Raw genomic sequence first — 22336 nt, forward strand, 5'->3', positions numbered from 1 at the left:
TCAAGAAGACGGTCGAAGGAAAGCGCCATTGCGACCTGTTCTATTGGCGCAGCACCGATGCGCAGATCCGTGTGGATTGCCGCACGGTGTTCAGTACCAGCGATGACAAGGCTGCGGCCAAGCCCTGAGGGGTGATAGGTGGGTGCGGATGGATCACCTTTGGAGCAAGTGATCAGTCTGTGCGAACAGATCACTTGTGGAGCGGCTGATCTGCTGTTTGGCTGCAGGGTCCTTGCCCGCCCACCATCGCGGGACACGCCGCAAGTACGTCCGTGTAGGCTCTTACGCGGCATCCATGCCGCGTAAGGTCCCACGCCGGGACGCGCGCAAGCACCACCACACGTGATTGGTGGCGATAGGAAAGCGGCGACTGGTTGACGGACCCTTCCTCGGATCGTGACCTTCAATGGCGAAACGATGGGTTGATGCCAACCACATCGACTGCGGAAATCGACTTTGCAATCCGCAGGCACTACGCCTGCCTGAAGCCATTGCTTGCCGATCAGCACCCGCGAAGAGTCGGAGCGCGGTGACGCATCCGGGGGCGGGACCGTGTGGCGGCATGGATGCCGCCACCGAGCCTACATGGACGTACTTGCGGCGTGTCCCGACACCGGATGCGGCACCGCGCGCAAGCCGACCACGCACACGAAGTCAGCAGGTTTTCGTGGGAATGCTTCGGTACGCTGCAGGCGCTTGCACGCGTACCGCAGTGGGACACCGGATGCAGTACCGCGCATCGACTATCCCCGCACACGACCTAAGCGGCTGCGCGATGACGCTGATCGCCGCCCTTACAGCCCGTAACGCTCCACTGCGTCCAGATGTGGGCGAGGATCCTGATCGCAGGCCTCGGCCAAACGCAGCCAGCACATCGTGTGCGGCCACTGCGCGGTGGCGGCCAGCAAGGCCCGATGCAATTCCAACGGCGCCGCCGTTTCCGGCAGCGCTACGGTGAACAACACGCCGGGCAGGCCCGTGCTCGCATCTTCCGGGTCGAACGCATCCGGATGTTGCGGATCGATCACGTGATAATCGTCGCGACTGTGCACCCACAGCTTCCAGCCGCGGGCCTCGATCTCTTCGCGCAAGGCCTCGATCGCCGGATCGCCGGGATGCACGCCATCCACCAACCAACTGCTGCCGTAACCGCCCGCCTGCAACACATGCACCTGCGCGTAGGTCGGTACGAAACGCTCGCGCTCGGCCTCGTCTTCCGGTGGCGGATACAGCAACTCGGCATCGAACACCACCCAATCGCCGACATGCTGACGCCGATGCGCAGGCGCGTTTTCGAGGATGCGCGCGGTGACCGGGCCGGTGCGGCGCGCGTAATACTCGGCCGCCTCGCCGTCGTCCACACAACGCACGATCACCCAGCCCCAGTTCTCTTCGACCACACCGCTGGTGCTGCTCAGCTCCATGCCGATCGCCAGCGCCGAGGCACGTACTGCCTCCCACTGCTGCGCCGCACTGGCCGCGGTCATGTGATCCCAATGCGCAGAGCGCGGCTCTTCCATCAGCTCAGTCAGCTGCCGGTAGACCTCGGCCGCTTCGGCAAAGCGCCCGGTGTTGAGATACATGCGCCCCAGCAAACCGCGTGCGCCATGCGAGCCGGGCGACAGTTCCAGCAACGCGATACAGGCCTGTTCCAGCGCCGGCCAATCGGCCAGCCGCTGGGCCAGCTGTGCTTCGCACCATAGCGCCGCCACCGGCACCAACGGGCGATACAGCTGCGCCAGCCGACGCATGCCGGCGTCGTCGCCACGGCCCAGCAACAGATTCATCAGCCGGAAGGTCGGGCTGGTCTCGCGATCGGCATGCCGCTGCACGAATGCCCACAGCAGCGTAATTGCCTCATCGTCGGCCGCACACGCGCTCAAGGCAGACGCAGTGGTGTCCACCAACTCGGCATCGTCGGGGCGCTCGGCCACTGCCTGCAGCAACCATTGCGCTTCGCGCTCGGGGTTGCGCACCACGTCTTCGGCTTGCGCCTCCAGCCATTCCAGCAGCTGCGCGGCAGGCACCGGCGGCGCCTCGCCCGCCGGTGCGGTCTCGATGCGCATGGCCAAACGGTCCAGCAATTGCGTGGCGCCACGGTCCTGCCGCAACTTGGGCACATGCGCACGCGCAAGCGCCAGATGCCGGCGCGCGGTCCACACCGCACCACGCTGCAACGCCAGCTCGATCGCCATCTCGGCCGCGTCGATCAGGATGCGATGCGCACCGACCTGCGCGTAATGATCCAGCATCACCTGCAAGCGGCTGCCCAGATCCCAGGTATTGCGCTCCGGCGTGCGCGACACCAGCACCACCACCGCACGCAACCAGTGCATGCGATAGCGCGGCGCAACCTCGCGCCACGGCAGAAATGCCTCCAGCGCTTCATCGTCGCGATGCAACAGCGCCAATGCGCGCGCCTTTTGCAAACGCCGCGGCTGGCTGCAGTTGGCCCACTCTGCACCTTCGCGTGCGGCCTCGCGTTCGCGCTGTTCGATCAGCGCCAGCGCTTCTTCTGCACGGCCGAGCGAGAGCAGGATCGAGATGCGCATGTCCGGCACGCCGTCGTAGATCTGCCCGCCATGCGCAAGAATGGTCTGCGACTGCTCTTCCAGATAATGCAGTGCCGCCTCGCCGCGCCCATCGTCGAGCAAGGCGTCGGCTTTTTCGCAGCTCAGACACTGGTAACACGACCAACTCGGGTCGATGCGGCCCAGCGTTTCCTCGCATACTTCGATGCGCTCTTCCACCCAGCCCGGCCCGTCGATATTGGCGTAGCACGCGGCCAGATCCTGGGTCACGCACACCGATTGCGGGCACTCCACCGCATCGGCGCGATGCGCGCGCTCGAACAGCGTCACCGCATCGCTCAGCGCACGCTCGCCTTCGCATAGATTGCCGACCCGGTTGCGCATTTCCCAATGCCCGACGAACACCTCCAGCCACGGATTGGCCAACGTCTTGCCCAGCGCACGCGCCTCGGGCAAGAGCGCTTCGGCGCGTTCGATCTGCAGGTCGCAGATATGGTCGGTCAGGCGCGTCAGCAGTTGCGCGTTTTGCGGCTGACCGGCTTCGCCCAGATCGTCCTGCAGCTTTTCAACCCAGTTCCAGATCTCCATCCTGTTGCTCCTTCGATGCGGCGCTCAGCGCGCCAGCAGTTGGGTCACGGCCTCGGCAAGATCGCCGAAAGCCCGGTTCAAATCCGATCCGCCCGACGCGCTGGCGCCCGGCTGCGGCTGGGTGCGCCCCTGTGCCGACACGATCACCTTGAGTGAGCGCAGCAGCCGCGCCGCCACCGCCGCCTGCGGATTGCCGGCGCGCTGCGCCGCCAGCAGTGCCTGCAGCGCCGGGTTGTCGAGATTGAGATACAGCCGCTGGGTCTGGCGTGCTTCGATCCCCGCAGTGAACTGCCGGGCCAGCCGCAACGCAGCGGTGGACACGCGCTTGTCGTTTTCGTCCTGCTCCAGACGGCGTTTCAGTTCGGCCTCACGGTCGGGCACCACCACCAACGGCAATGCTTCGGGGCTGAAACGCGCCGGCACCAAGGCTTCGCCATCGCCCAGATGCTGTTCCAGCCAGGCCAATTCGTCGGCCGGCAAGCTGTCGTCCAATTGGAACAACTGCCGGTTGCCCTGCTCGGTGCCCAGCTCCACCAGCCGCACGCCCTTGGCCTGCGCCCAGCGACGCAGGAACGGCACCACCGCATAGCGATTTCCGTAGGCCACCGGCACGCCCATCGCGCGGAACAGCATCTCTTCGAAACCGCTGTCGCTGTCCAGGATCACATGCACTGCGCCACGCGCCGGCAACTGCTGCGCCGGCAGATCGCCTTGCGAGGTCGGCACCCGCACGTGTTCCATCAGCAACTCGAACAGGCGCTCGTCGCACAAGGCCGCGCCCAGCAAGGCCTCGTTGTGGCGCAGCAGGATGCGTCGCCAGGCTTCCGGCTGCTGACGTGCGACATCGGCCAGACCTTGCACCAGCGCTTCGGACAGCGCGTGCTGCACCGCCGTGTAGGTGGAGTCGCGCTGCAGATCCTCGCGGCTGGCGGTGGGCGTCAGTCGATTGGATTCGATCACCCCGCCGATGAAGCCCGCCCACGGCGGCAGCAGCTCGCGTGCGTTGTCGTCCAGCAGCATGCCGCGCAGGAACACCGACAGATTGCGGTTGTCGCTGGTGCCGTAGGTCGCCCCGTCCTGCACCCATAGCAAGCCGACCGCATCGCTGCCCTCCTCCGTACGCACCGGCATGCAGCACAGCGGTTCGAAGTTGCGCTCGAAGCGCGCGGCAAACTCGCGTTGCCGCCGCCAGGCCTGCACCGGATGCAAGGGCACCGCATCGTGCATGCGCCACGGTGGCGGCTCGGGGTTGATCGCCTGCGCATCGCCCCCGATCCAGATCGGCTCGCGCAACAGCGCGCAGTAGCGCGACAGTATCTCGCGCAGCCGCCCTTCCTGGGCCAACGACAGATAGTCCTCATGCAGTTCCAGCACCACTTCGGTGCCGACCTGCGCACGCGCCGGGATCGGGCTGACCGTGTATTGCTCGGCGTTGCTGGAGATGTAGCAATGCCCCAGCGTCGGGCTCTGGTACGAGGTGGTGCGCACGGTGACCCGGCGCGCCAGCACGAAGGCCGACAAAAACCCCAGCCCGAACATGCCGATCAGGCCGCTGTCTTCGTGCCCGCCCTGACGCAGCCCACGGGTGTAGCCCACGCCCACGGTGGCCAGATAATCGTGAATTTCCTGCTGGGTCAGCCCGGCGCCGGTATCGACGATGCGCACGATGCCCTGGGCCGCATCGGCATGCACTTCGATGCGCGATTCGCCTTGCCAGTCGGTTTGTTCCAGGCGGCGGCGCAGGATCGAGTCGTGCGCGTTCTGCACCAACTCGCGCAACGCGACCACCGGTGTGGAATAGAGGTGCTTGCTGAGGACGGACATCAGTCCGTTGAGATCGACGCCTGCACGGCGGATCTGAGAGGCGTCCGTCGCCTCGGAGGTGTGATCTTGCATGATCGTCTGTCGTTTCCTTGGCGGCCACGCCCATCCTCGGACGCGCCTTCCTGGGTGGCAATGCGAGCCGGAAAGCATAGCCGCAAGCCACGCCGCACGCACGCACGTCTCAATTCGGATCCCTCCACCGCACTGCGACCGGACATCGCTGCTGCATCACCCACCGGAAACGAAGCGCCACGGCCCGCATGACTGCACGGCCGTGGCGCCAGACACATTATCGCTGCAAGGTTTCCATCGGTGCCTCATTGAAGTGCTGGCGGTAGCCCTTGGCCAGCGCCGAGCGGCTGCCCACGCCCCAACGGCTTGCCGCCTGCAGCACACTGCCGCAGCCGCCTTCGGCCAGCAATTCGTCGCGGATGCTCTGCATCCGGTAACGCCGCAGCACCTGGGTCGGCGACAGCCCGGTGGCGGACTTGAACGCCTGCTGCAAGGCGCGCCCGGTCACCCCGATCTGCGCAGCCACTTCATTGATCGACAGATCCGAGCGATGCGCGTTGGTGATCATGTAGGTGTAGGCACGCCGGTACTTGGCCGGCAGGCGCGCCGAGATGTCGTCGCTCACATGCGCCGGGGTACCGCTTTCCAGCAGGCGCGGCGCCTGCACTTCGCTGCGCAGGCATTGCACCGCACCCAGCGCGTACCGGTTGTAGAGCAACAACGCCTGCTCGGTCTTGCCCAACGCCTGGCTGATCTTGGCCTGGCAATACTCGAACTCCAGGTTCCAGCGCGGCGCATGGTGCCGGCCGGCACCGGCCAACGCACGCTCGGCCAGATCCGCACGCCCCACCGCCAACGCAGCCAGTGCCAGTTCCACCTGCGCGTCCTGGCGGGCGCACGGCGGGCAACCGGTGGCCGCAGCCGGCAACGCATCGATCTGCGCATCGAAACCGAAGGTATCGCCACCGGCAATCCGCAACAGGTTGCGCACATGCCGCATGCGCTGGGCGAGCACCGGCATGCTCTCGGCCAGATCGGCGATGCAGGCGCGCAGCTCGTTGGGCTCGAAGGCATGCGCCGCATCTTCCTGGCGCAGCGTGGCCTGCCAGAACACGTGGTCGCTCATGCGATCGGAGCGACGGATGCGCAGTTGCGCAATCATGTCCAGGCGCAGCGCGGTGGCGATCCGCAGCCAATCGCTCGCACCGGTCTCCAGTTCCGAAAGCACCTCGTTGGCGCGCTCCAGCGTCTGCAGCGCGAGTGTGCTCTGGCCCAGATGGAAGTGCGTCAACGCTTTACCCAACAGGCTCTCGCCGCACAGGCAGGACGGTGTCTCGCGGTCCATCGCCAGCTGCGCAAAACAGTTCAACGCGGCGCTGAGCCGGCGCTGGCTCAGCATCAACCAGGCGGTGTTGCGGCACGACAACAGCCGCAACTGCCGTTGATGCCCACGCATGGCCTTCAATGCATGCCGATACTCATCTTCGGCTTCTTCCTGATACTCCAGGATCAACAGCGCGTCACCACTGGCGCCGAGCAGGCTGACTTCATCGTCGCCGCCATCCGAGGCGGCCTGCCCGTCGCGGCGTTGTTGAAGGTGTTGCAGACCCTGCGGCCAGGCACCAACCAGCATCCTGCTTGTATAGGTAGGAAGACGGTCTGCGTACGACAACGCAGAGATCGCTGCGAGGTAGGTGGAAAGGATCATGCCAGGCTCTCTCTTAGGGGGATGAGCAAAAAACAACCAATTTCGCCGGTCTTTTGGCGCAATCGATTGTATGCAGCGGATCCAATGGAATTTCTCACTTTGGGGCACTAAGAAAATCAAAAATTCTCACTCTGTGCCGAGCCGTGCCAGTCGCACAGCGTGCAGAGCATGTGGGCATTTTTTGCACTCCAGGTCCGATGTCGCGCACAGGACATCGCACGACATGCGATTGCGTATTGAAGACATCGACTCCTGCAGCAAGACCCTGGCGGTGCCGGAACGTCTCGGAACATCTCGCTTCCACACGCACCTCGCGTTGTCGAAGCATGTCGTGGCAATGACTGCATGTCGGTTGCGTGTGGTAACAGACGCAATCGCCGCGAATAGAAACTTCGGCGATCCGCCGCGTCGATAAACCGCCGACATATTCCACAAGCGCTATAACAGCGAATAAATTGCAATACCTTGGTCTATACCTGACCAATTGGTCTGGATGTCTGCGGGCCCAGGCGTTTTTCTGGCGCTTCCGCAGGGCCATCCGCCGCAGCAATGTCGTAATTTTGTTATTTCCTGCGCATCCATGCCTAAATGTAAGAGCTCCGTTACGCCTATCTGAGCGCACGTTAAAGCCAACCCACGCAAAGCCGAAGAAAAGTACGCAGCAGTGAAACTTTCTGCCTCGCCAATGGTACATACCATTCGTCTGATCTCGGTCAGACCCTCCCTGGCAGCCGAAAGGTTTGGCGATGTACTTATCTATACACGTGGGTTTTGTATTGGCGCCGGCTGCCCGTCACAGGCACCCGACATACGACTGGTACGCATGCCGACATGGGAAGGCTGGCTGATGTACGCCAACGCTTCCGGCAAGCAAGGATCGGCTTTCCTGTTGACGCAGGATGCGCGTCTGGCCTCGCAGGTCAACGCGAGCCTCGCACCGCTCGCGCCGAGTTTTGCGGTCTTTTCCGACGAACTCGAACTTCTGCGCTCGCTGCGACATTCCCCTTGCGAGCTGCTGGTGTTCGATGCGACCTGCGTCGCCTCCGACGATAGTTCGCTGCTGGCCTGGCAGCGCTGCCATAGCGGCCATCCAACGCCATTGATCGTGCTGGGACGCTTCGATTGCCCCAACGACATCCTGGCCTGGTATCGCGCTGGTGCGCAGGACGTGCTGGCGCTGCCGTTCAATTCGCATGAGTTGCATGTCCGCGCGGCATTGGCGATCTCGCCGGTGGCGCAGGCATGCCCGGAAACGCAGCAGCTCAGCGTTGGGCCCTACCAGTTGATCCGCGACGAGAACACCGTGTATCTGCACGGCAAGCCGATCGTACTCACCGCACGCGAGTTTTCGATTGCCTGGTTGCTGTTCTCCAGCCCCGGTGTGTGCTTCCGCCGCTGCCAGTTGGCCAAGGCGGTATGGGGCAGCCATACCGAGTTCACCGACCGCACCATGGAGCAGCACATCTACAAGCTGCGCAAGAAGTTGCAGCTGTGCAATCACAGTGGCGCGGTGCGCATCAGAACCGTGTATTCGCATGGCTACAAGCTGGAACTTGCCCTGCATGACACAGATGCAGTGACTCCGGGCAAGCTCACACCCCAGAACGCCGCAAGCCACGCTGCGGCGTGCTGATCCAGACGCGTCTTGACGTGGTGCGTGCCGACGCAAAGCTTGTTTCAAGCTAATAAGTTGCACAAACGACAACGGCGCAGGGACTCCCCTGCGCCGTTGTTCGATCGATCGGTGCGTCCGGTTACTGCTTGGGGCTTTCACCGTATTCGTTCGGGCCCGGGGTGCCGTCCATGCACATGAAGACCAGCAAGACGATCGCACCCACGTAAGGCACCAGGCTGATCAGATAGAACCAGCCGGACTTGCCCTGGTCATGCAGGCGACGCACGGTCACTGCAATGCCCGGCACGATCATTGCCAGGCCGACGATCATGATGATGGCAAACACCACCCACGCCAGCGGGCCGGGGCCGTTGTCGCCGCCGCCTATCGCTGCCGCGATGCCGAATATGCCGCCCAGCACCAGCAGAACAATCATCTGCAGCAAGAAGAACATCCAGTATTCCTTGCGACGCGAGCGACCGGTGAAGTCGGCGTAGCGCTTGAGCGGCAACAACATCCATTCCATTGTGATTCTCCAGGTAAGAGCAGTCAGCGGTGTCTGTGATCCGGTGCACGGTGCAACGGGCCGCGCATGGTGCCATAGCCGCACTCTTTCTGAAAACGTTTTCTCGACAATCAAATGCAAATACAGCCGTCTATCCGACAGACGGTTTGCAGCGCTCAGTCGCAGCGGAGAGGCGCGGTCAACGCACCAACCAGACCGGCTAACGTTCTGCACCCGGCACGTCGCCGCCGCAGCTCGTGACGCGCACTGAAGGTCGCCAGGTTTTCAACGATGACTCTGGCTGAGCGTGCGCTCATGAGAGGCGATCGTCAGGGCGTCCGATCGCTCATTGACGGTCGGCCGGCAATGGTCGGGACGAGCGCAACATGCGGCTGCCTGACATGGTCGAGGCGATGCTGCCGCCACGTTCGACACTGCTCAGCGCAGCACCCACCCCGCTCTGCGTGGAGCTCAGTCAGCCGCCGCTTCCAAGGCCTGGCTCAGACGCTCCACCGCAATGATCTCCATGCCCTTGATGCTGGTGGTCTTCGGTGCATTGGCCTTGGGCACGATCGCGCGCTTGAAGCCATGGGTGGCGGCTTCTTTCAGGCGGTCCTCGCCGTTGGGCACCGGCCGGATCTCGCCGGACAACCCCACCTCGCCGAAGGCGATCGTCTTCTCGGCCAATGGCCGGTCGCGCAACGAGGACAACACTGCCAGCAACACCGGCAGATCGGCCGCGGTTTCCTGCACGCGGATGCCGCCAACCACGTTGACGAATACGTCCTGATCGCCCACCACGATGCCGCCATGGCGATGCAGCACCGCCAGCAGCATCGCCAACCGGTTCTGTTCCAACCCCACCGCGACCCGACGCGGATTGGACAACGGCGAGGCATCCACCAGCGCCTGCACTTCCACCATCAACGGCCGGGTGCCTTCGCGGGTAACCATCACGCAACTGCCGGGCTGCTGGGTGCTGCCGCCGGACAGGAAGATCGCCGACGGGTTGGAGACCTCCTTGAGGCCCTTCTCGCCCATCGCGAACACCCCCAGCTCGTTGACCGCACCGAAGCGATTCTTGAAGGCGCGCAACAAGCGAAACCGGCTGCCGCTCTCGCCTTCGAAGTACAGCACCGCATCGACCATATGCTCCAGCACGCGCGGCCCGGCAATGCCGCCTTCCTTGGTCACATGGCCGACCAGGAAGACGGCGGTGCCGGTTTCCTTGGCATAGCGCACCAGCCGCGCCGCGCTCTCGCGCACCTGGCTCACCGAGCCCGGCGCTGCGGTCAGCGATTCGGTCCACAAGGTCTGTACCGAGTCGGCCACGATCAGCTTCGGCCGCGCCACGCTGGCGTGCTGCAGGATGTTTTCGACGCCGGTTTCGGCCAGCGCATTCAGGCCTTCCAACGGCAGATCCAGGCGCACCGCACGTCCTGCGACCTGGGCCAGCGATTCTTCGCCGGTCACGTACAGCACCGGCAGCGTACTGGCCATGCTGGCCAATGCCTGCAGCAACAACGTCGACTTGCCGATGCCGGGGTCGCCACCGATCAACACCACCGCGCCTTCGACCAGCCCGCCGCCCAGCACCCGATCGAACTCGCCGATGCCGGTGGACACGCGCGACTGTTCGGATTGGCGCACGTCCTTGAGCGCGGTGATCTTGGGCGCCTCGGTCTTGCCCGACCAACCGGTGCGGCGCGAAGCCGCCGGCGATGCCTTGCCACCGGGGGTTGCGCTTTCGAGCACGATTTCGCTGAGCGTATTCCAAACCCCGCACTCGGTGCACTGCCCCTGCCACTTGTTGTATTCGGCGCCACACTCGCCGCAGACATAGGCTATTTTTGCCTTCGCCATCGTCAGTTAGCCAATCGTTTCTGGAGCGACAGCATAGTCGCCGCCGGTCTCAGGATGCGCGACGCGGGATTCGGGATTCGGGATTCGGGATTCGGGATTCGGGATTCGGGATTCGGGATTCGGGAATCGGGAATCGGGAATCGGGAATCGGGAATCGTCCAAGCTGACGCGCTGTTGGATTGCGTGCAACTGGAAATTTCAACAACGACGCTCTACGTGGGAGGCATCGACGAGGCCGGCCACTTGGCTAGCGCACTATCTTTCTATCGATCAGTCGGTATCGGCAGCGACGAATATCAATCTCCGAAGCTGCATGATCGATCGCAACCGACCATGCAGCTCCGGCTCCTGCCATTGCCCGCTCGAACAGCTCCGAGCGGGCAGCGCCCATCAACGCGCCTTGTACAACTCGCTCAAGCGATCCGGCTTGCCGGCGATGCGCTCCAGATGCGGATACAGCAGGCCGCCGTGGTAATCGATGCGCACGGTGTCGTAGCGATCCAGGCGCTTGACCAGCAGCTCGATCGGCGCGGTGGTGCCCTTGGCCGCCGTGATCGCGTCCTTGATCACCTCACTGCTGAAGGCGCGGCCGTTGACCGCCACGATCGTGTTGCCGGCGATCAGGCCGGCATTGAAGGCCGGGCCGTCCCACAGCACATCACCGATGTCGCCAGAGGCTTTCAAGGACACGCCAAGCGAATAGGCCAGATTGGCGTCCTTGTCGTCGCTCTCGTCGGCCTTGGTGGCCAGGTTCGGCTCCTCGTTGTAGACCAGCTTCCAGCCATTGGCTTCGATGCCGCCGTTCAACGACCCGTGCCCGTCCATGCGGCTGCGCAACAGGCTCGCCCAGTCGTAGGCGGCCACGCCGTTGAGCGTGGTCACGATGTCGTCGAAGGTGTACGGATTGACGTCCCAATCGCCGTTCTTCATGCCGAAGAACGCCTTGCCGAAGTCGTCGATGGAGCGCTTGTTGTTGGTCAGCGCGCGCAGCTTGCTATCCACTTCCAGCCACATCATCTGGCCGCCGGAATAGTAGTCCTCGCTCATCTGGTAGCTGCGGTACGCCTTCGGGCGGCGCATCGACATGGTCGGGTCGTTGGTGGTGTCCTGCACGGTGCGCCAGGCCATGCCGGGGCGGCCACGCTCGTAGCTTGCCGCCACGCCGGCCAGCATGTCGCGCGCCTGATCCTGCGTCCACAGGCCCGAGCGCGCGGCCATCACTTCGCCCCAGAACTGGGTCTGGCCTTCGTACAGCCACAGCAGGCTGTCGCCCATCGGCACGTTGAAATTAGGCGTGGCCAGATCCGCGCCGCGGCGATACTTGCCGTTCCAGGAATGGTTGAATTCGTGCGCGAGCAGGTCGCGCCCGGTCCAGCTCTTGTCCCACTCGGTGAAATACGTCGGCACGCCGCTGTTTTCGCTGGAACGGTGATGCTCCAGGCCGATGCCGCCCAGCTTCTTGGTCAGCGCGAGCAAAAATTCGTAATGGTCGAAATGGCGCGCGCCGTACAACTTGTCCATCTGCTGCACCAGCGCCGCATGCGCCTTGATCTGTTCCGGCTTGGCATCCAGCGACTTGGCTTCGTCGGCAAAGACGTTGAGGTAGACCGGCTGCTTGCCGCCGCTCAGCTCCACGCGCTTGTAGTACTTGCCGGCGAACATGGGCGAGTCGACCAGATCGTCGAAGTCGATCGGCTTGAAGGTCACCGTGTCGCCGACCCGGCTCTGGGTTTCCAGCGAGGTCGCGTAGTCCCAGCCCTTGGGCAAGGTCACACTGGCCTGCGTCTTGATGTTGCGTGCGAAGACACCGGCCGGATACAGCGCGGTGGTATTCCACTGCAGGTTGAGCATTTCCGGGGTCATCATCACCCGGCCCTGGTTGCTGGCCTGCGGCGAGAGAAACTTGAACTCGGCTACCAGCTCGGTGGCGCCCTGCGGCACATCGATCTTGAAGGCATACACGTCGAACTGATCGCGCGTCCACGGCACCACCTTGCCATCGACCTTGATCACCAGACCGGCGAGCTTGTCGATCGGCCCGGTCGGCGAGTGATTGCCGGGGATCCACTGCGGATACAGCAGCGTCATCGGGCCGGGCTTTGCCGGCATGGTGGTCCTGACCTTGAAGATGCGGTGCGCCAGATCGGTGGCATCGACATCGATCTTCAAGCTGCCTTCGAACGGCACGTCCTGCGGCGGCGCGGTTTGCGCAGCGGCGGGCAACGACAGCGCTGCCAGCAGCGACACGGACAACAGGGTAGGCATCTTCATCGCAACTCCGCAGTGACCTGGAACAGGCAAGCCTACGATGCTAAGCGCCCACCACGGCTTCCCCGTATGCCATTGGTCATGCCGCAGGCAAATTCATGCGCAAAAAAAAGCCGCCAATCGCTGGCGGCTTTCTTCATAACAGCATGACGCGATCCGGCGTGGCGCCGTCTCAATGCATCATGTTGACGTTCATGTTGTGCAGCACCCACAGCGAACCGACGATCACGATGCCGATGATCAGCAGCGAGAACAGGCCCACCTGCACGTTGGAGCGCTGCTCGGGCGAGCGATCCATATGCAGGAAATACACCATGTGCACCAGCATCTGCACGGCGGCCATCAGCGAGATCACGATGACGGTGACGCCCTTGGAGAACGCCCCACTCATCACCATCGCAAACGGGATGACGGTCAGGATCACGGCCATCACAAAGCCGATCAGGTAGGACTTCAGGCCGCCGGCATGTGCATCGGCAGCGGTTTCATGCGCGTGGTGATTGGCCATTACAGCGCTCCCAGCAGATAGACGACGGTGAACACACCGATCCAGATGATGTCCAGGAAATGCCAGAACAGGCTCAGGCAGGCCAGACGCGTGCTGTTGCGCGGGGTCAGGCCGTTCTTCGAGATCTGGATCACCAGCACTGCCATCCACAACAGGCCGGAGGCCACGTGCAGGCCGTGCGTGCCCACCAGGGTGAAGAAGGCCGACAGGAACGCGCTGCGCCCCGGACCCGCCCCTTCATGGATCAGGTGGTTGAACTCCCACACTTCCATGCACAGAAAGCCGATACCCAGCAGCGCGGTGACGCCCAACCAGGCATACAGCCCGGTCATGCTGCGCTTGTGCGCGGAAATCATCGCGACGCCGAAGCTCAGGCTGCTGAACAACAGCAGGAAGGTTTCCACCAGCACGAACTTCAGGTCGAACAGCTCCTTGGCGGTCGGTCCGTCCACCGTGGCGCCCGAGAGCACCGCATAGGTGGCGAACAGGCCGGCGAACAGCAGGCAGTCGCTCATCAGGTAGACCCAGAACCCGAAGACGGTGTTGCCACCAGCGTCGTGATGCTCGTGGTCGTCGTGGCCGCCCGCGTGGGCGGCGTGGTCAAGCATGGTCGAGGAAGACATGGTCATACCACCTTCGCGGCCTGCGCCGCATGTTGCTGTTCGAGCAGGGCAAAGCGCGCGTTTTCGATGCGCTCCACTTCGTCGGCCGGCACCCAGTAATCGATGTCGTCATCGAAGGTACGTGCGATGAAACTGCCGATCATGCCGACCAGGCCAATGATCGCCAGCCACCAGATGTGCCAGATCAACCCGAAACCCATCAGCACGCTGAAGGCACCGATGTACACGCCTGAACCGGTGTTGCGCGGCATGTGGATCGCTTCGTACTTGGACGGACGCACCCAGCCCTTGCCGTTCTGCTTGTCGGCCCAGAACTGATCGCGGTCGTCGATGTGCGGCAGCACGGCGAAGTTGTAGAACGGCGGCGGCGAAGAGGTTGCCCACTCCAGCGTACGGCCATCCCACGGATCGCCCGTGTAGTCCATGTGCTCCTTGCGCTTCCACACGCTGTAACCGATCTGCACCAGATTCAGGAAGATGCCCATGCCGATGATCGCAGCACCCGCAGCGGCCACGTACAGCCACGGCGCCCACTCGGGGTGGTTGTAGGTGTTCATGCGGCGGGTCATGCCCATGAAACCGAGCACGTACAGCGGCATGAAGGCCACGAAGAAGCCGATGATCCAGCACCAGAACGAGGCCTTGCCGATCTTCTCGTTGAGCTTGAAGCCGAACGCCTTCGGGAACCAGTAGGTCAGACCTGCCAGGTAACCGAACACCACGCCGCCGATGATCACGTTATGGAAATGCGCGATCAGGAACAGGCTGTTGTGCAGCACGAAGTCCACCGCCGGAATCGCCAGCATCACGCCGGTCATGCCGCCGATGGTGAAGGTGATGATGAAGCCGATCGTCCACAGCACCGGCGAGGTCATGTGCACACGACCGCGGAACATGGTGAACAGCCAGTTGAAGATCTTCACGCCGGTCGGGATCGAGATGATCATCGTCGTGATGCCGAAGAAGGCATTGACGTTGGCACCCGAGCCCATGGTGAAGAAGTGGTGCAACCACACCACGAACGACAGCACGCCGATGCACGAGGTGGCGTAGACCATCGAGGTGTAGCCGAACAACCGCTTGCGGCTGTAGGTCGCGATCAACTCGGAGAAGATGCCGAACGCCGGCAGGATCAGGATATAGACTTCCGGGTGGCCCCAGATCCAGATCAGGTTGACGTACATCATGGCGTTGCCGCCACCGTCGTTGGTGAAGAAGTGCGTGCCCAGGTAACGGTCGGCACCCAGCAACGCCAGCGCCACGGTCAGGATCGGGAACGCGGCGATGATCAGGATGTTGGTGATCAACGCGGTCCAGGTGAAGATCGGCATGCGCATCAGGGTCATGCCCGGCGCGCGCATCCGCATGATCGTCACGAAGAAGTTGATACCGGTCAGCAACGTGCCTAAGCCTGAGACCTGCAACGCCCAGATGTAGTAGTCGACACCGACCCCTGGACTGTATTCCAGCCCCGACAACGGCGGATACGCCAACCAACCGGTCTGCGCGAATTCACCGACACCCAGCGAGATGTTGATCAGCGCCGCACCGGCAACGAACAGCCAGAAGCTCAGCGAGTTCAGGAACGGGAACGCCACGTCGCGTGCGCCGATCTGCAGCGGCACGATCAGATTCAACAAGCCCGTCATGAACGGCATGGCCATGAAGAAGATCATGATCACGCCGTGCGCGGTAAAGATCTGGTCGTAGTGATGCGGCGGCAGCACACCTTCGCCGCCGTTACCCGCCAACGCCTGCTGGGCACGCATCATCGCCGCATCGGCGAAGCCGCGCAGCAGCATCACCAGCGCCACGATGATGTACATCACACCGATGCGCTTGTGATCCACCGAGGTGAACCACTCGTTCCACAGGTAGCCCCACAGCTTGTACTTGGTGATGGCGCCCGCGATGAGCAGGCCGAGCAGGCCGGCGCCACCGAGAGCGACCATAATGATCGGCTCGTGGTACGGAACCGCCTCGAGCGTAAGTTTGCCTAGCATCACTTGTCTCCAGAAGTGCACATGGCAACCGGCTCTGCAGCCGATGCCTGATGGTCGCCGTGGCCTTCGCCATGGCCTTGCGGACCGTGACCCGGACCATTCATGTATTTGTCGACCAGCGAGCGGAACATGCCGTCCTGCACCGACGAGTAGTAGGTGACCGGATACTGTTCTTTATCGTTGCGATTGGCGGCCAGCACCTGGTACTCGGCGGCGGTCAGCGCCTTCGGCGATGCCTTGACCTTGGCCACCCATGCGTCGAAGCCTGCCTGATCGACCGCATGCGCCTTGAAGCTCATCTTCGAAAAACCGTGACCGCTGTAGTTGGTCGACAGGCCGAAGTATTCGCCTGGCTCGTTGGCCACCAGATGCAGCTTGGTTTCCATACCGGCCATCGCGTAGATCATCGTGCCCAGGTGCGGGATGAAGAACGAATTCATCACCGTGTCGGAGGTGATCTTGAAGTTCAGCGGCGTGTGCACCGGGAAGGCGATTTCGTTGACCGTGGCGATGTTCTGATCCGGGTAGATGAACATCCACTTCCAGTCCAGCGAGACCGCTTCGATGGTGAGCGGCTTGACGTCCGAATCCAGCGGCCGGTACGGATCCAGCGCATGCGAGGAGCGCCAGGTCAGCACCGCCAGCACCAGGATGATCACGCACGGGATCGACCACACCACCACTTCGATGGCGGTGGAGTGTGACCAATCCGGCTCGTAGCGCGCCTTCGTGTTGGACGCGCGGTATTTCCACGCGAACGCGATCGTCATCACGATCACCGGGATGACCACGATCAGCATCAGCACCACCGAGGTGATCAGCAGTTGCTTCTCGTCGTGGCCGATCTGGCCTTTCGGATTGAGGATGGCCGAGTTGCAGCCTGCCAACAGCAGGAACGGCAACATCAGGCCTGGACGAAGTACACGCCCGAGATGTTTCAACGGAATCATCGGTCGATCCAAGTGCGAAGGAACGCCAGCCTCATGCGTCGCATCCCCTTTCGGGACATGTCCGGCAGCGCTCTTCCTGAAGAAAGATGACCGCGCAGACCGAAGACACGGGTTAGCTTCCTAATTTTAAACTTTGCTGCACCTGCACGAAACCCATCGGCCATGATCTGCCGCAATTAATGCGCGCAAACGTATGCGACATGTTGTCGCAGCGCTGCGCAGGGCAGAAACGATGCGATTGCGGACCTGCACAATCAGGCCTGCGTGATGTGCAGCGTCTATTGCTGCTAGCGCGCCAAGGTGTGTGTGCATCCGCCCAAAACGCAACTGGGCCGACCAATGGCCGACCCAGTATTGAAGCGATGGTGCCGGAAATAGGAATCGAACCTACGACCTACGCATTACGAATGCGCCGCTCTACCAACTGAGCTATTCCGGCGAGCCGTGAATTGTAGGAGCGGAGCCAGTCTGCGGTCAATCGCCGCTGGTGGAGCAGACCGGGCATTGCGGCGTCATGCGCCAGATTGCGACTGGCGAAGGTCAGTCAGCTGGCAACTGCAAGGCACCCGACACGCGCCAAACCGAATCCCTACTCGCCAAGCCCATTTATAAGCGCCCGCTTTCAGCTGACCAGGCGCAACCGCAGTTCCTTGGGCAGCGCGAAGACCATCGATTCCGGCTCGCCCTCCAGCTCTGAGACGCCCCCGGCGCCCAGCTCGCGCAGCCGTGCCAGCACCCCATCCACCAGCACCTGCGGCGCCGAAGCGCCGGCGGTCAGGCCGATGTGCTGCTTGCCGACGATCCAGGCCGGGTCGATCTCGCTGGCGTTGTCGATCAGGTAAGACTCCACCCCGTCGCGTCGTGCTAGCTCGCTGAGACGATTGGAATTGGAGCTATTGGGCGAACCAACCACCAGCACCAGATCGCATTGGCGCGCGAGATCGCGCACCGCGTCCTGGCGGTTCTGGGTGGCGTAACAGATATCGTCGTGGCGCGGTCCCTGCATCGCCGGGAAGCGCGCACGCAGGGCCTCGATGATGCCCATGGTGTCGTCCACCGACAGCGTGGTCTGGGTGGTGTAGGCGAGGTTTTCGGGCTGGCGGATCTGCAGCGTGGCCACCTGCTCGATGTCTTCGACCAGATAGATGGTGCCGGGGCCGCGCTCGCGGCTCCACTGCCCCATCGTGCCTTCCACTTCCGGATGCCCGGCATGGCCGATCAGCACCACATCGCGGCCGGCCCGGCAGTGCCGCGCCACCTCGAAGTGCACCTTGGTCACTAGCGGGCAGGTCGCGTCGAACACCTTGAGCCCGCGGCGCTCGGCCTCCAAACGCACAGCTTGCGAGACGCCGTGTGCGCTGAAGATCACCGTGGCGTTGTCGGGCACCTCGTCGAGTTCTTCGACGAAGACCGCGCCGCGCTGCTTGAGGTCGTCGACCACGAAACGATTGTGCACGACTTCATGGCGCACATAGATCGGCGCGCCCAGCGTCTCGATCGCACGCTTGACGATCTCGATCGCACGGTCGACGCCGGCACAAAAACCACGGGGATTGGCGAGCAGGACTTCCATGGCGGGCATTCTACGGGAATGGGGAATCAGGAATCGGACCGGGCGGCGTGCGCCCGCAGGAACACTTCAGCCTCGATTGCTAATTTTTGATCCCTGACTCCCGCTTGCCGCCCTTGTCGAACAGACCGAACACTGCGATGCCGATGGCGCCGCCCACGATCGCCGAGTCGGCGATATTGAACGACGGCCAGGTGTGGCTGCCGATGTACCACTGGATGAAATCGACCACGTGGCCATGCATCAGGCGGTCGATCACGTTGCCGATCGCCCCGCCGATCACCAGCGCATACGGCAGCGCGCTACGCCACTCGCCGCGCGCGGTGCGTGACAGCCAGAACGCCAGCAGCCCGCTGATGCCCACCGCCAGCGCGGTGAAGAACCAAAGCTGCCAGCCGCCGGCATCGCTCAGAAAGCTGAAGGCCGCCCCGGTGTTGTAGGTGCGGTACCAGTTCCAGAAGCCGTCGATCACCGGCACGGCTGTGTACTCGGGCAGGCTGGACAGCACCCAGGCCTTGCTCCATTGGTCCAGCCCGACCACGAGCGCAGACAACAGCAACCAGATCAGGGCGGAAGGTTTGGGGCGTTGACTCATGTCGAGAGGTCGCAATTGGTTGTGATTTCTCCGACGCCGGAGAAGATGCCTGGATGGCGTTGGAGATGGCGAAAACTAAACAACGATGATCAAAGCTGGATGACAGGCAAGCGAGGATGGCATGGACGCTTCAGCCAGCTGCCCTGGCCCGCTCTGCCGCAAGCGCGAGCTTCAGCAAGCGCCACAACGCATCAGGCATAGCGGACAGCGCCGCGTAAGCGTGTGGCGCAGTAGCCTGCAAATAAAGCAGCGGCCCGTTCCAGTGCAGCACGTTCTACGAAAAACATCGGCAACGTGTCGCGGAATCTTCCGCGACGCGTTGCCGTCGATGCGCGCATCAGAACCAGCGACGCGCCTCGCCCGGGCCTTCGAGATTGCTCACGCAGCGGCTGCACAGTTCCGGGTGACGCGGATCGCTGCCCACGCTGGCCTGGTGGTGCCAGCAGCGCACGCATTTGGCCTTGGTGGTCGGCTGCGCACTGACGAAGATGTCGTCGGTGCTGGCTGCGGTGACGGTGACATCGCCACTGATGAACAAAAAGCGCAGCTCCTCGGCCAGCGGCTGCCAGCGTGCGGCGGTCTGCGCATCGGCGGCGACGGTGATCTCCGCTTCCAGCGCCGCACCGATCGCCCCGTTGGCACGCATCGGCTCCAGCACCTTGGCCACCTGCTCGCGCAAGGCCAGCAATTTGTCGAAGTCGGCACTGGTCAACGCGGCATCGGCCGGCAGTGGCGCCAGGCCGTCGTACCAAGTGGCGAACAGCACGTTGTCGGTGTGCTTGCCCGGCAGATAGCCCCACAGTTCTTCGGCGGTGAAGCTCAGCACCGGCGCGATCCAGCGCACGAACGCCTCGGCCACGTGATACATCGCGCTCTGCGCCGAACGGCGGCCGCGTGCCTCCTCGGCCATCGTGTACAGACGGTCCTTGGTCACATCCAGATACAGCGAACCCAGGTCCACGCTGCAGAAATTCAGCAGCGCCTGCACGATCTCGGCGAAGTCGTAACGCGCATACGCGGCAACGATCTTCTCCTGCAGCTCGTGCGCGCGATGCACGATCCAGCGGTCCAGCAGCACCATGTCATCCAGCGCCACCAGATGCTGCAACGGATCGAATCCATGCAGATTGCCGAGCAGAAAGCGCGCGGTATTGCGCAGGCGGCGATACGCATCGGCGTTGCGCTTGAGGATCTCCTGCGACAGCGACATCTCGTTGCTGTAATCGGCCGAGGCGATCCACAGGCGCAGGATGTCCGCGCCCAGGGTCTTCATGATGTCCTGCGGCTCGATGCCGTTGCCCAGCGACTTGGACATCTTGCGGCCGTGCTCGTCCACGGTGAAGCCGTGGGTCAGGCACTGCTTGTACGGCGCCGCCTTGTCCATCGCCACGCCGGTCAGCAGCGAGGACTGGAACCAGCCGCGATGCTGATCGGAACCTTCCAGATACAGGTCGGCCGGTTTGGGCAGGCCGCGGTCCACCAGCACTGTTTCGTGGGTCACGCCGGAGTCGAACCACACATCCAGGATGTCGGTGATCTTGTCGTAATCGGCCGCCTCATCGCCCAGCAGCTCGGCCGCGTCCAGCGTGTACCACACGTCCACACCGCCCAGTTCCACGCGGTCGGCGACCTGGCGCAGCAACTCGGTGCTGCGCGGATGCGGCTCGCCGGTTTCCCGGTGCACGAACAAGGCGATCGGCACGCCCCAGGTGCGCTGGCGCGAAATCGTCCAGTCCGGGCGCCCGTCGACCATGCCGGCGATGCGCGCCTGGCCCCAGGACGGATACCAATGCACGTTTTCGATCGCCTTGAGCGCATCGGCGCGCAGGTTGGCCTGCTCCATCGAGATGAACCACTGCGGCGTGGCACGAAACGCGATCGGCGTCTTGTGGCGCCAGCAATGCGGGTAGCTGTGCTCCATCTTGCTGGCGGCCAGCAGCACGCCGGTGTCGCGCAACGCATCGATGATGATGTCGTTGGCCTTCCAGATATGCAGCCCAGCCAACACGGTGTCGCCTAGCGGCGGCGTCGACGGCAGATACACGCCGCGCCCATCCACAGGATTGATCTGCGCAGCGCCGTAGCGCTCCAGCAACCCATACTGCTTGGAGACCTGATAGTCCTCCTGACCATGACCCGGTGCGGTATGTACAGCGCCGGTACCGTCTTCGGCCGACACGTGGTCGCCCAGTAGCAGCGGGATCTCGCGCTCGGCATAGAACGGGTGGTTCAGCAGCATCTGCTCCAGCGCTGCGCCCTTGGCATGGCCGTGCACCACCACCGTTTCCACGCCGTAACGCAGCAGTGCCTTGCCGGCCAGGGCCTCGGCGATCACCAACCAACGCGGCTGACCGCGATCGGCCGGGCCTTCGACCAGCACGTAATCCAGTTCCGCACCCAGGCTCACCGCCAGCGAAGCCGGCAGCGTCCACGGGGTGGTGGTCCAGATCGGCACCGCCACGCCCACGCCGGCCGGCAGGCTCGCGCCGAAGGCGGCAGCGACAGCCGCCGGATCACGCGCCGGATAGGCGATATCCACCGTTGGCGACACCTTGTCGGCGTATTCGATCTCGGCCTCGGCCAGCGCCGAGCCGCAATCGAAGCACCAGTGCACCGGCTTGACGCCACGGGTCAGATGGCCGTTGTCGACCACCTTGGCCAGCGCGCGGATTTCATTGGCTTCGAAGCGGAAATCCAGCGTCTTGTACGGGTTGTCCCAATCGCCGATCACGCCCAGACGCTTGAAATCGCGCCGCTGCAGATCGATCTGCTCGGTGGCGTATTCGCGGCACTTCTGGCGGAACTGCGCCGCATCCAGCTTCACGCCGACCTTGCCGTACTTCTTCTCGATCGCGATCTCGATCGGCAGACCGTGGCAGTCCCAGCCCGGGATGTACGGCGCATCGAAGCCAGCCAGATACTTCGACTTGACGATGATGTCCTTGAGGATCTTGTTGACCGCATGGCCCAGATGGATCTGGCCGTTGGCATAGGGCGGGCCGTCGTGCAGCACGAACAGCGGGCGCCCGGCCGCGTTGGCGCGCAGTTGCGCGTACAGCCCCTCGCGCTCCCAGCGTTCCAGCATCGCCGGCTCACGCTTGGGCAGGTCGCCGCGCATCGGAAATTCCGTCGCGGGCAGATGGAGCGTGGCTTTGTAGTCGTGGGTCACAGGT

At 63.4% G+C, this 22336-nt stretch carries 14 protein-coding genes, 1 tRNA gene and 1 pseudogene; 2 read left to right on the plus strand and 14 right to left on the minus strand.

Going from position 1 to position 22336, the window contains the following annotated elements; translation table 11 throughout:
- Positions 1–128, plus strand: a pseudogene (locus FFY45_RS03075) (EF-hand domain-containing protein); the annotation flags it as partial.
- A gap of 666 nt (positions 129–794) precedes the next feature.
- Here the strand turns inward: FFY45_RS03075 and FFY45_RS03080 are convergent.
- The 3 genes from FFY45_RS03080 to FFY45_RS03090 all read right to left on the minus strand — a co-directional run bounded on the left by FFY45_RS03080 (position 795) and on the right by FFY45_RS03090 (position 6588).
- The gene (locus FFY45_RS03080) at positions 795–3119 is read right to left on the minus strand and encodes a hypothetical protein (protein WP_176339391.1); all 2325 of its coding nucleotides are present in this window, start codon (positions 3117–3119) and stop codon (positions 795–797) included.
- A gap of 24 nt (positions 3120–3143) precedes the next feature.
- The gene (locus tag FFY45_RS03085; RefSeq protein ID WP_176339392.1) at positions 3144–5015 is read right to left on the minus strand and encodes an ATP-binding protein; all 1872 of its coding nucleotides are present in this window, start codon (positions 5013–5015) and stop codon (positions 3144–3146) included.
- Between the two features lie 217 nt (positions 5016–5232).
- A complete protein-coding gene (locus FFY45_RS03090; RefSeq protein ID WP_176339649.1) occupies positions 5233–6588 on the minus strand; it encodes a helix-turn-helix transcriptional regulator in 1356 nt (451 codons plus the stop codon).
- Positions 6589–7510: 922 nt separating this feature from the next.
- On the opposite strand from FFY45_RS03090, the gene FFY45_RS03095 reads away from it, so the two are divergent.
- A complete protein-coding gene (locus FFY45_RS03095) occupies positions 7511–8296 on the plus strand; it encodes a winged helix-turn-helix domain-containing protein (protein WP_023903139.1) in 786 nt (261 codons plus the stop codon).
- A gap of 121 nt (positions 8297–8417) precedes the next feature.
- Here FFY45_RS03095 and FFY45_RS03100 read toward each other — a convergent pair whose 3' ends face one another.
- The 11 genes from FFY45_RS03100 to ileS all read right to left on the minus strand — a co-directional run bounded on the left by FFY45_RS03100 (position 8418) and on the right by ileS (position 22332).
- Positions 8418–8804, minus strand: coding sequence for a DUF805 domain-containing protein (locus FFY45_RS03100; protein WP_006450581.1), 387 nt, complete (start codon positions 8802–8804; stop codon positions 8418–8420).
- A gap of 450 nt (positions 8805–9254) precedes the next feature.
- A complete protein-coding gene (gene radA, locus FFY45_RS03105) occupies positions 9255–10646 on the minus strand; it encodes a DNA repair protein RadA (RefSeq protein WP_176339393.1) in 1392 nt (463 codons plus the stop codon).
- A gap of 390 nt (positions 10647–11036) precedes the next feature.
- Positions 11037–12917 carry a M61 family metallopeptidase gene (locus tag FFY45_RS03110; protein ID WP_176339394.1) on the minus strand — a complete coding sequence of 627 codons (1881 nt, stop codon included), beginning with the start codon at positions 12915–12917 and terminating at the stop codon, positions 11037–11039.
- 169 nt (positions 12918–13086) lie between these two features.
- On the minus strand, positions 13087–13422 hold the full coding sequence (gene cyoD, locus FFY45_RS03115) for a cytochrome o ubiquinol oxidase subunit IV (RefSeq protein WP_006450195.1): 336 nt from the start codon (positions 13420–13422) through the stop codon (positions 13087–13089).
- Entirely contained in the window at positions 13422–14051 is a 630-nt protein-coding gene (gene cyoC, locus FFY45_RS03120; protein ID WP_176339395.1) for a cytochrome o ubiquinol oxidase subunit III, read from the minus strand. The genes cyoD and cyoC overlap by 1 nt, the downstream gene beginning before the upstream one ends.
- Positions 14048–16048, minus strand: a complete 2001-nt coding sequence (gene cyoB / locus FFY45_RS03125; protein WP_176339396.1) for a cytochrome o ubiquinol oxidase subunit I — start codon at positions 16046–16048, stop codon at positions 14048–14050. The genes cyoC and cyoB overlap by 4 nt, the downstream gene beginning before the upstream one ends.
- Positions 16048–16998, minus strand: a complete 951-nt coding sequence (gene cyoA, locus FFY45_RS03130; protein WP_104550311.1) for a ubiquinol oxidase subunit II — start codon at positions 16996–16998, stop codon at positions 16048–16050. Before cyoA ends, cyoB begins: the two co-directional genes overlap by 1 nt.
- Positions 16999–17361: 363 nt before the next feature.
- Positions 17362–17437 (minus strand) — tRNA-Thr (locus tag FFY45_RS03135).
- Positions 17438–17620: 183 nt separating this feature from the next.
- A complete protein-coding gene (gene ispH, locus FFY45_RS03140) occupies positions 17621–18571 on the minus strand; it encodes a 4-hydroxy-3-methylbut-2-enyl diphosphate reductase (protein ID WP_176339397.1) in 951 nt (316 codons plus the stop codon).
- A 79-nt stretch (positions 18572–18650) separates the two neighbouring features.
- A complete protein-coding gene (gene lspA / locus FFY45_RS03145) occupies positions 18651–19163 on the minus strand; it encodes a signal peptidase II (RefSeq protein WP_043889026.1) in 513 nt (170 codons plus the stop codon).
- 337 nt (positions 19164–19500) lie between these two features.
- Positions 19501–22332 (minus strand): isoleucine--tRNA ligase, encoded by a 2832-nt coding sequence (gene ileS / locus FFY45_RS03150; protein WP_176339398.1) that lies wholly within the window; start codon positions 22330–22332, stop codon positions 19501–19503.
- Positions 22333–22336: the final 4 nt, after the last annotated feature.

This window comes from Xanthomonas hortorum, assembly GCF_011305375.1.
GTDB lineage: Bacteria > Pseudomonadota > Gammaproteobacteria > Xanthomonadales > Xanthomonadaceae > Xanthomonas > Xanthomonas hortorum_E.

Excerpts from the sequence above, each read along its gene's own strand:
- FFY45_RS03080 (WP_176339391.1), bottom strand. The coding sequence starts at position 3,119 with ATGGAGATCTGGAACTGGGTTGAAAAGCTGCAGGACGATCTGGGCGAA.
- FFY45_RS03085 (WP_176339392.1), bottom strand. The coding sequence starts at position 5,015 with ATGCAAGATCACACCTCCGAGGCGACGGACGCCTCTCAGATCCGCCGT.
- FFY45_RS03090 (WP_176339649.1), bottom strand. The coding sequence starts at position 6,588 with ATGCTGGTTGGTGCCTGGCCGCAGGGTCTGCAACACCTTCAACAACGC.
- FFY45_RS03095 (WP_023903139.1), top strand. The coding sequence starts at position 7,511 with ATGTACGCCAACGCTTCCGGCAAGCAAGGATCGGCTTTCCTGTTGACG.
- FFY45_RS03100 (WP_006450581.1), bottom strand. The coding sequence starts at position 8,804 with ATGGAATGGATGTTGTTGCCGCTCAAGCGCTACGCCGACTTCACCGGT.
- radA (WP_176339393.1), bottom strand. The coding sequence starts at position 10,646 with ATGGCGAAGGCAAAAATAGCCTATGTCTGCGGCGAGTGTGGCGCCGAA.
- FFY45_RS03110 (WP_176339394.1), bottom strand. The coding sequence starts at position 12,917 with ATGAAGATGCCTACCCTGTTGTCCGTGTCGCTGCTGGCAGCGCTGTCG.
- cyoD (WP_006450195.1), bottom strand. The coding sequence starts at position 13,422 with ATGGCCAATCACCACGCGCATGAAACCGCTGCCGATGCACATGCCGGC.
- cyoC (WP_176339395.1), bottom strand. The coding sequence starts at position 14,051 with ATGACCATGTCTTCCTCGACCATGCTTGACCACGCCGCCCACGCGGGC.
- cyoB (WP_176339396.1), bottom strand. The coding sequence starts at position 16,048 with ATGCTAGGCAAACTTACGCTCGAGGCGGTTCCGTACCACGAGCCGATC.
- cyoA (WP_104550311.1), bottom strand. The coding sequence starts at position 16,998 with ATGATTCCGTTGAAACATCTCGGGCGTGTACTTCGTCCAGGCCTGATG.
- ispH (WP_176339397.1), bottom strand. The coding sequence starts at position 18,571 with ATGGAAGTCCTGCTCGCCAATCCCCGTGGTTTTTGTGCCGGCGTCGAC.
- lspA (WP_043889026.1), bottom strand. The coding sequence starts at position 19,163 with ATGAGTCAACGCCCCAAACCTTCCGCCCTGATCTGGTTGCTGTTGTCT.